This window comes from Mycolicibacterium arseniciresistens, from assembly GCF_030519285.1.
Taxonomy (GTDB): Bacteria; Actinomycetota; Actinomycetes; order Mycobacteriales; family Mycobacteriaceae; genus Mycobacterium; species Mycobacterium arseniciresistens.
In genome coordinates, this window is record NZ_JAUMSQ010000415.1 from 1 (window position 1) to 5,242 (window position 5,242).

Below are 5,242 nucleotides of genomic sequence, written 5' to 3' on the forward strand. Positions count from 1 at the left end.
GGCCACCTCGAGCAGTGCGCCGTCGTCGGCACGGCCGGCCGCGGCCGCCAGCAGCGCCGCATGCCCACTGTCGCCGACCACCCGCCACAGCCAGTCGGCGCGCGTCACGTTGGTGAACGCGACGTGCGCCGCTGCGCCCGGCTCGTCGACCGGCCAGGACAACACCGCACCGCTCACCTCGAGCACCGCGGTCAGCGGCGTGGCGACCGCTGGCGATCCGGTGCTCCAGAGCCCCTCTCCGGCAACGAGTCTCATGCGGCCGCCTGCACTTCCAACATGGCCTTGATGCGCTGCCGGTGGTCGAGGCTGACCGACCTGGCCACGCCTTCGAGGAGGGCTCGCACGTCGTCGACGTCGTCGCACGGTTCCTGCCAGACGTCGCGCCCGTGCAGCCGTGCCCACAACCGGCTGAGATAGGGCCGGGCGAACGCGGCGAGGTCGTCGACCACCTGCTGCTGCCGGGGGTGCAGCGGCGCGGTGTCCAGCAGGCAGCGCCGGGCGTGCAGCACGTAGGCCTCCCTGCGCAGCCGGGCCTGGATCTGCGCGGCCAGGTCGTATCGCGTGGCAGCGGTGTCGTGCAGTGGCGACAGCTGCATCGCGATCTCGATCCCGGCCACCAGCGCGGCCTGTTTGTCCTCGGCCATCAGACCCCATGGCGCGCAGGCGCGGTCGACCTCCTCGGCGCACAGCAGCGGGATGTCGGGCAGTTCGTCGCGGTCCAGCGCCCGCCGGAGCGTGGCGCGCACGCGGTCGAGCACCGTGCGGTCCAGCGGCCGGTCGCTGCCGGGGTCCCCGCCGACCAGGGGTGGGCGTTGCGGAGCCGACGACGACAGCCCGGCGTCGACGATCGACCAGGGCAGGTTCGCCCCGTCGCCACGGGCCAGTGCGCCGAGGTTGTGCGGTGTCGCGTCGGCGATCAGCGCGGTCCAGACCCGCTGCCGCGCGGCCGCGGCGCGGTGCCCGTCGGCCGGCCCGAGCACGGTGGTCAATCCGCTGAGGAAGGGCCCGGTGATCGCACCGTCGGCCCGGACGTCGGCCCAGCTGCGCTCGAGTTGCTGTGTCAGCCGGGCCACCACCCGCGGGTCGGCGGCGAAGCGGTTGAGCACCTCGATGCCGGTCCGGTCGCGCTCGCCGTGCAGATCTGCCAGCACCGCGCTCGCGGCCTGCGCGTCGTCGGCCTGCGGTGCGCCCCGCGTGACGGCCAGCTCGAAGCAGACCGGGAAGTAGAGCTCCTGGGCGTTGCCCGCGGTGATGCGCAGCCTCCGCCGCTCGGCCTTGAGCAGTGCGAACCACGCGGCGGCTGCCCGCAGCCGGTCGGCGTGCCCGACGATCGCGTCGTGCATCGCGGCCGCGACGTCGTCGCTCACCACCGGGGCGGAGTATTCGGGATTGGCCCGCAGCCGCAGCACCAGCGGGTCGAGGATGCGTTTCACGGTGCGCCGCAACGGCCCGCCGTCGTCGCCGCTGAGCACCTCGACGCCGGGGCCGATCGCGCGCCATGCGCGGTCGACGACGGACCGGCGCGGGTGCATCAGCGCCACCTGCGGCGCGGTCTCCGGGCTCGTGGTCATTGGCACAGGATAGGAGTTGTCGGCGGTGAGGGACAGCGCAGAAGTTGGGTTCGGTAGCGCGTGCGATGGCCCAATCTTCCAGGCATGTCCACGACGTTGTTGATTCCGAGCGTCGGCGCCGTCTGTGTCGCCATCGCTGCCATGTTGCTGCCATCCGGATCGCGCCGCCCCGCCGGATGCCGTTGCACCGAGCCACCCTCGGAGTCCGAGGAGCGCCTCGTCACCGTCGACGAGATCGACACGGTCTGTGCGGCGTTCGACCAGATGCTGATCGACAAGGGGCTGCTGACCACCGATCAGTTCGACACCATCCGGCGTGGCATCAGGTCCCGCGGCGTGGTGACGGCCATGCGCGCCACCGGGGCGGCCCGCGAGGACTTCCGCGAGGTGGAGCTCGATCTGATGGTCAGAAGGCGCGACGGCGGGCAGTTCCCGGTGCAGGAGACGACGTTGGTGCCCGCCAGCTCGCTGGACCGGGTCAGCCCGGGCAGTGTCATCGTCACCTACTACCGCGACGAGTCGTCGGTGGCGGTGTGCGTGCCACCGGCCTGACCGTCAACGGGTTCCGTCGACCGCGAAGGTGACCAGTGCGGCCCAGTACAGCGGGTGTGCGCCGGCGTCGCCGTCCCGCCAGCGCCGCATCTGTTGGCGCTGCCAGCGGTTCACCGCGCATCCGGCCGCGTCCTCCTGATGCGCACGGTCCACCGCGATGATCACCTCGGACATCGGATCCGTTGCGGCAGTGGTCTGGTCGGCCGCGAACTGGCGGTAGCCGCGCGTGGTCGGCAGCGACCACAGCGTCGCCGTCACGGTCTGCGCGCCGCCGAGTACCATCGCGGCCACCAGTCCGGTCGCCTCGTCGAACCGGTAGTCGGCACCGGATGCGCACGCCAGCAACGCCACTCGCGGCGGCAGCGGCAGTGCCGAGGCGATCATGTCGGCAGCGGTGAGCGGATGGGTCTCGGCCAGGTGCAGGGCGGCTCGGTCGGCGCGGCCGCTGTCGTCGTCGGCGGCGGTCGCGTGGCCGACGAACACCAGCCGCCCGGGTTCGCGCCGCAGTAGTTCGGCCAGCCAGCGCCGGTCGGCGTCGGTCCGGCGGAACAACTCCACGGCGCCTGCCACCTCGGGAAGCACCGGGCGCCGCCTCATCACATCGGCGAAGTGGGCGACGACGGGCATCTCGCCGGACGGCCGGCCCAGCACCGATCCCAGCGCGGAGTCCGGGCGCTGGCCGGGCACCCGGGGGTCGAGGACCAGCAGCGCCGGGCCGTCGCGGCGGTCCTCCCAGCGAGCCGGGAACCGGGGCGCCGCCACGATGTTGGGTGGCACCGTCATCAGCACGTCGACGAGCTCCATCAGCCGGTGGCCCTCGGTGTGTTCGGCGATGTCGGTGAGCTGCCAGGGGATGCGCGCGGCCGTCGGCCCGGTCCGCGTCATCGCCTCCGACCGTGCGTGCACCAGCTCGCGCGCGGTCGGGCCCGTCGTCGGCATCGCCAGCAGACCCCACGGCACCCGCGCGAGCCGTGCGCTCGGCGACACGAACAGTGTTGCCCGCGGTTCTGATACGCACTCCCTGAGCAGCTGCCAGGCCGGCGCGGCGATCAGCAGCACACCCAGGATGTAGGCGAGGGTCAGCTCGCCGTGCGGCGATGCGAACGGGCTCCGCCGCACCGCGCGTTCGAGCGCGTCACCTGCGGTCTCGCCGGGCCGGGCGTCCGGCAGCGCGTCCGCCAGCTCCTGCAGGGCCGCGAGCAGGATGGGCACCTCGACGACCCAGGTGACCGTCCTCTCGGGTTGCCCGACGATGCGCAGGCTGGCATATGTCGCGATGCCGAGGTCGGCGTACCTCAGTACCAGCCGGGGTGGCCCGGTCACGGCCATGTGCGCCAGACCGGCTCGTCGGCGGTGACCGCGCGGCCGTACCGCTGCTGGGCGAGCGAGCGGTAGTGTTCGAGCACCGGTGCCGCGCCCGGCTCCATGACGAGCGGCGGCAGCGGACCCAGGCGTAGCAGCGGATCACCGTCCTGCGCCGGCGGCTGATCGCCTCCCGCCACCAGAGCGGGTGTGTCGACGTCGTCGAGCGGCACCGCCACGGTCGCCGCGTCGGGCATCCCGGATCCACCGGCCGCATCCACGGCGACGGTGAACGCACCTCGCGCGCTGTGGTATTCGATCAGCTCGCTGAGCAAGGCGGTGTTCTCCCACTCCCACACCACGGCGAAGGCACCGGCCAGCATCGGCGCCGACACGGTGGAGGCCCATCGGTTGCGGGCGTCGGGGTCGGTGAGTGCGTACCGCACCGAGTCGACAGCCAGCGCGGCAGGCAGTTTCAGCTCGGCGGCCTGCTCCAGCTTCATCACGGCGCTGCGCTGCCGGTCGGCCGGTGCGTCGGCGTCGATGACGCCGAGTGAGGCGACGTGGCGCTTCTCGACCTCCTCCAAAGTCTCGTCCGGGTCGCCCGCGGCGTCGAAGCCGAGGTCGGCGAGCGCGTCCGCCCGCCAGACCGTGCCCAGGTGGTCGTCCAGGCGGGCGTACTGCAGCCAGCTGCTCCGGTTCGACGCGTCGAGCCACTCGCGGGCCTGCGCCACCAGCTCAACGGCCTCGGCGTAGCGGCCCCAGAAGATCGGTATCCAGCTGCGCTGCAGGATGATCCGATGGATGCGCAGCGGCCTGCCCGATTCCCGCCAGTGCTGCTCTGCCCGCGTCCAGCAGTCGTCGGCGACCGCCAGCTCTCCGAGCGCCATGCGGGCGAATCCGTAGTACAGCAGGCACCGCGCGACATCATCGGCATGGGCGTGCTCGGCGAGCACCGGCTGGGCCTCGCTGATCAGTTGTTCGGTGGCCTCGTGATCACCGGCCGCCCATGCGGCGGCGGCACGCTCGAGAACCGTTCTCGCCGAGGCCAACCGCCACCCCCGGGACTGCGCTCTGGCTCCGGCCCGCTGCAGCCACGGCTCGGCCTCCGGCAGCCGACCGGTCTCGACACAGAACCGTCCGTAGCCGGTGCCACCGGTGACCAGCAGGTGATCGGCCGCCTCGCCATCGCCGGGCCGGGCGATGGCCTCGAGGACCCGTTCCCACAGCGGGATGGACCGCGCGTGCAGGTCGTCGTCGCACAGCGCCGCGGCGCACAGCATCAGTGCACGGGCCCGGAAGTATGCGAACTCGCCGGCGAGCTCCGAATCGCCGGCCGCGGAGCTCTCCTCGCCGGATCCGGCGACGAACTCCTCGAGCTGCGCCGCGGCGCGCTCGTGCTCGCCTGCCGCCGCCGCCAATCCGATGTCGAGGTACCGGGCGCGCCGGGTGTAGCGCAGCGTCATCCGGCGGATGTCGGCGTCGGCCAGCGCCACCGGGACGTCCGGCCCGGTGCCGGCGAGGATCGCCGAATAGACGGCCAGACAGTCCCGGATCCGGCGCACGCATTCGGTCACGCCGTCGTCGGCGCCGCGGACCAGGTAGATCTCCCCCAGCTGGGCGAACACCTCGAGCATCAGGTCGTCGCGGTCGGCGCGCTCGATGTCGGGCATCAACGACAGCAACAGATCGCGGGCCGCCGCCTCGTCTCCCGCGAAGGTGAGCGAGCGGGCCCGCGCCAGACCGGCGCCGATGGTCACGGTCGAATCATAGGGAAGCGGCGGGCGCGCCAGGCCGAATGGCCCAGCACGCCCGCC

4 protein-coding genes and 1 pseudogene are annotated in these 5,242 nt (G+C 72.8%); 1 reads left to right on the forward strand and 4 read right to left on the reverse strand.

The window, feature by feature from the left end:
- A pseudogene (locus Q2100_RS29535) lies at nt 1-255 on the reverse strand (hypothetical protein); the annotation flags it as partial.
- Nucleotides 252-1,571, reverse strand: coding sequence for a hypothetical protein (locus Q2100_RS29540; protein ID WP_302916879.1), 1,320 nt, complete (start codon nt 1,569-1,571; stop codon nt 252-254). The pseudogene Q2100_RS29535 and the gene Q2100_RS29540, both read right to left, overlap by 4 nt.
- An 84-nt stretch (nt 1,572-1,655) precedes the next feature.
- Here Q2100_RS29540 and Q2100_RS29545 point away from each other — a divergent pair, with 84 nt between their 5' ends.
- On the forward strand, nt 1,656-2,123 hold the full coding sequence (locus Q2100_RS29545; RefSeq protein WP_328518145.1) for a hypothetical protein: 468 nt from the start codon (nt 1,656-1,658) through the stop codon (nt 2,121-2,123).
- A gap of 3 nt (nt 2,124-2,126) precedes the next feature.
- Here the strand turns inward: Q2100_RS29545 and Q2100_RS29550 are convergent, their stop codons facing one another.
- Both Q2100_RS29550 and Q2100_RS29555 read right to left on the reverse strand, forming a co-directional pair.
- Nucleotides 2,127-3,452: a CHAT domain-containing protein gene (locus Q2100_RS29550; RefSeq protein WP_302916881.1), complete on the reverse strand. Its 1,326-nt coding sequence runs from the start codon at nt 3,450-3,452 to the stop codon at nt 2,127-2,129.
- Complete coding sequence (locus Q2100_RS29555) at nt 3,443-5,185, reverse strand: hypothetical protein (protein WP_302916882.1); 1,743 nt, start codon at nt 5,183-5,185, stop codon at nt 3,443-3,445. The genes Q2100_RS29550 and Q2100_RS29555 overlap by 10 nt, the downstream gene beginning before the upstream one ends.
- Between the last annotated feature and the right edge of the window lie 57 nt (nt 5,186-5,242).

Bases quoted from the DNA above. Each gene is read 5' to 3' on its own strand.
- Q2100_RS29545 (WP_328518145.1), top strand. From the start codon at position 1,656: ATGTCCACGACGTTGTTGATTCCGAGCGTCGGCGCCGTCTGTGTCGCC.
- Q2100_RS29550 (WP_302916881.1), bottom strand. From the start codon at position 3,452: ATGGCCGTGACCGGGCCACCCCGGCTGGTACTGAGGTACGCCGACCTC.
- Q2100_RS29540 (WP_302916879.1), bottom strand. From the start codon at position 1,571: ATGACCACGAGCCCGGAGACCGCGCCGCAGGTGGCGCTGATGCACCCG.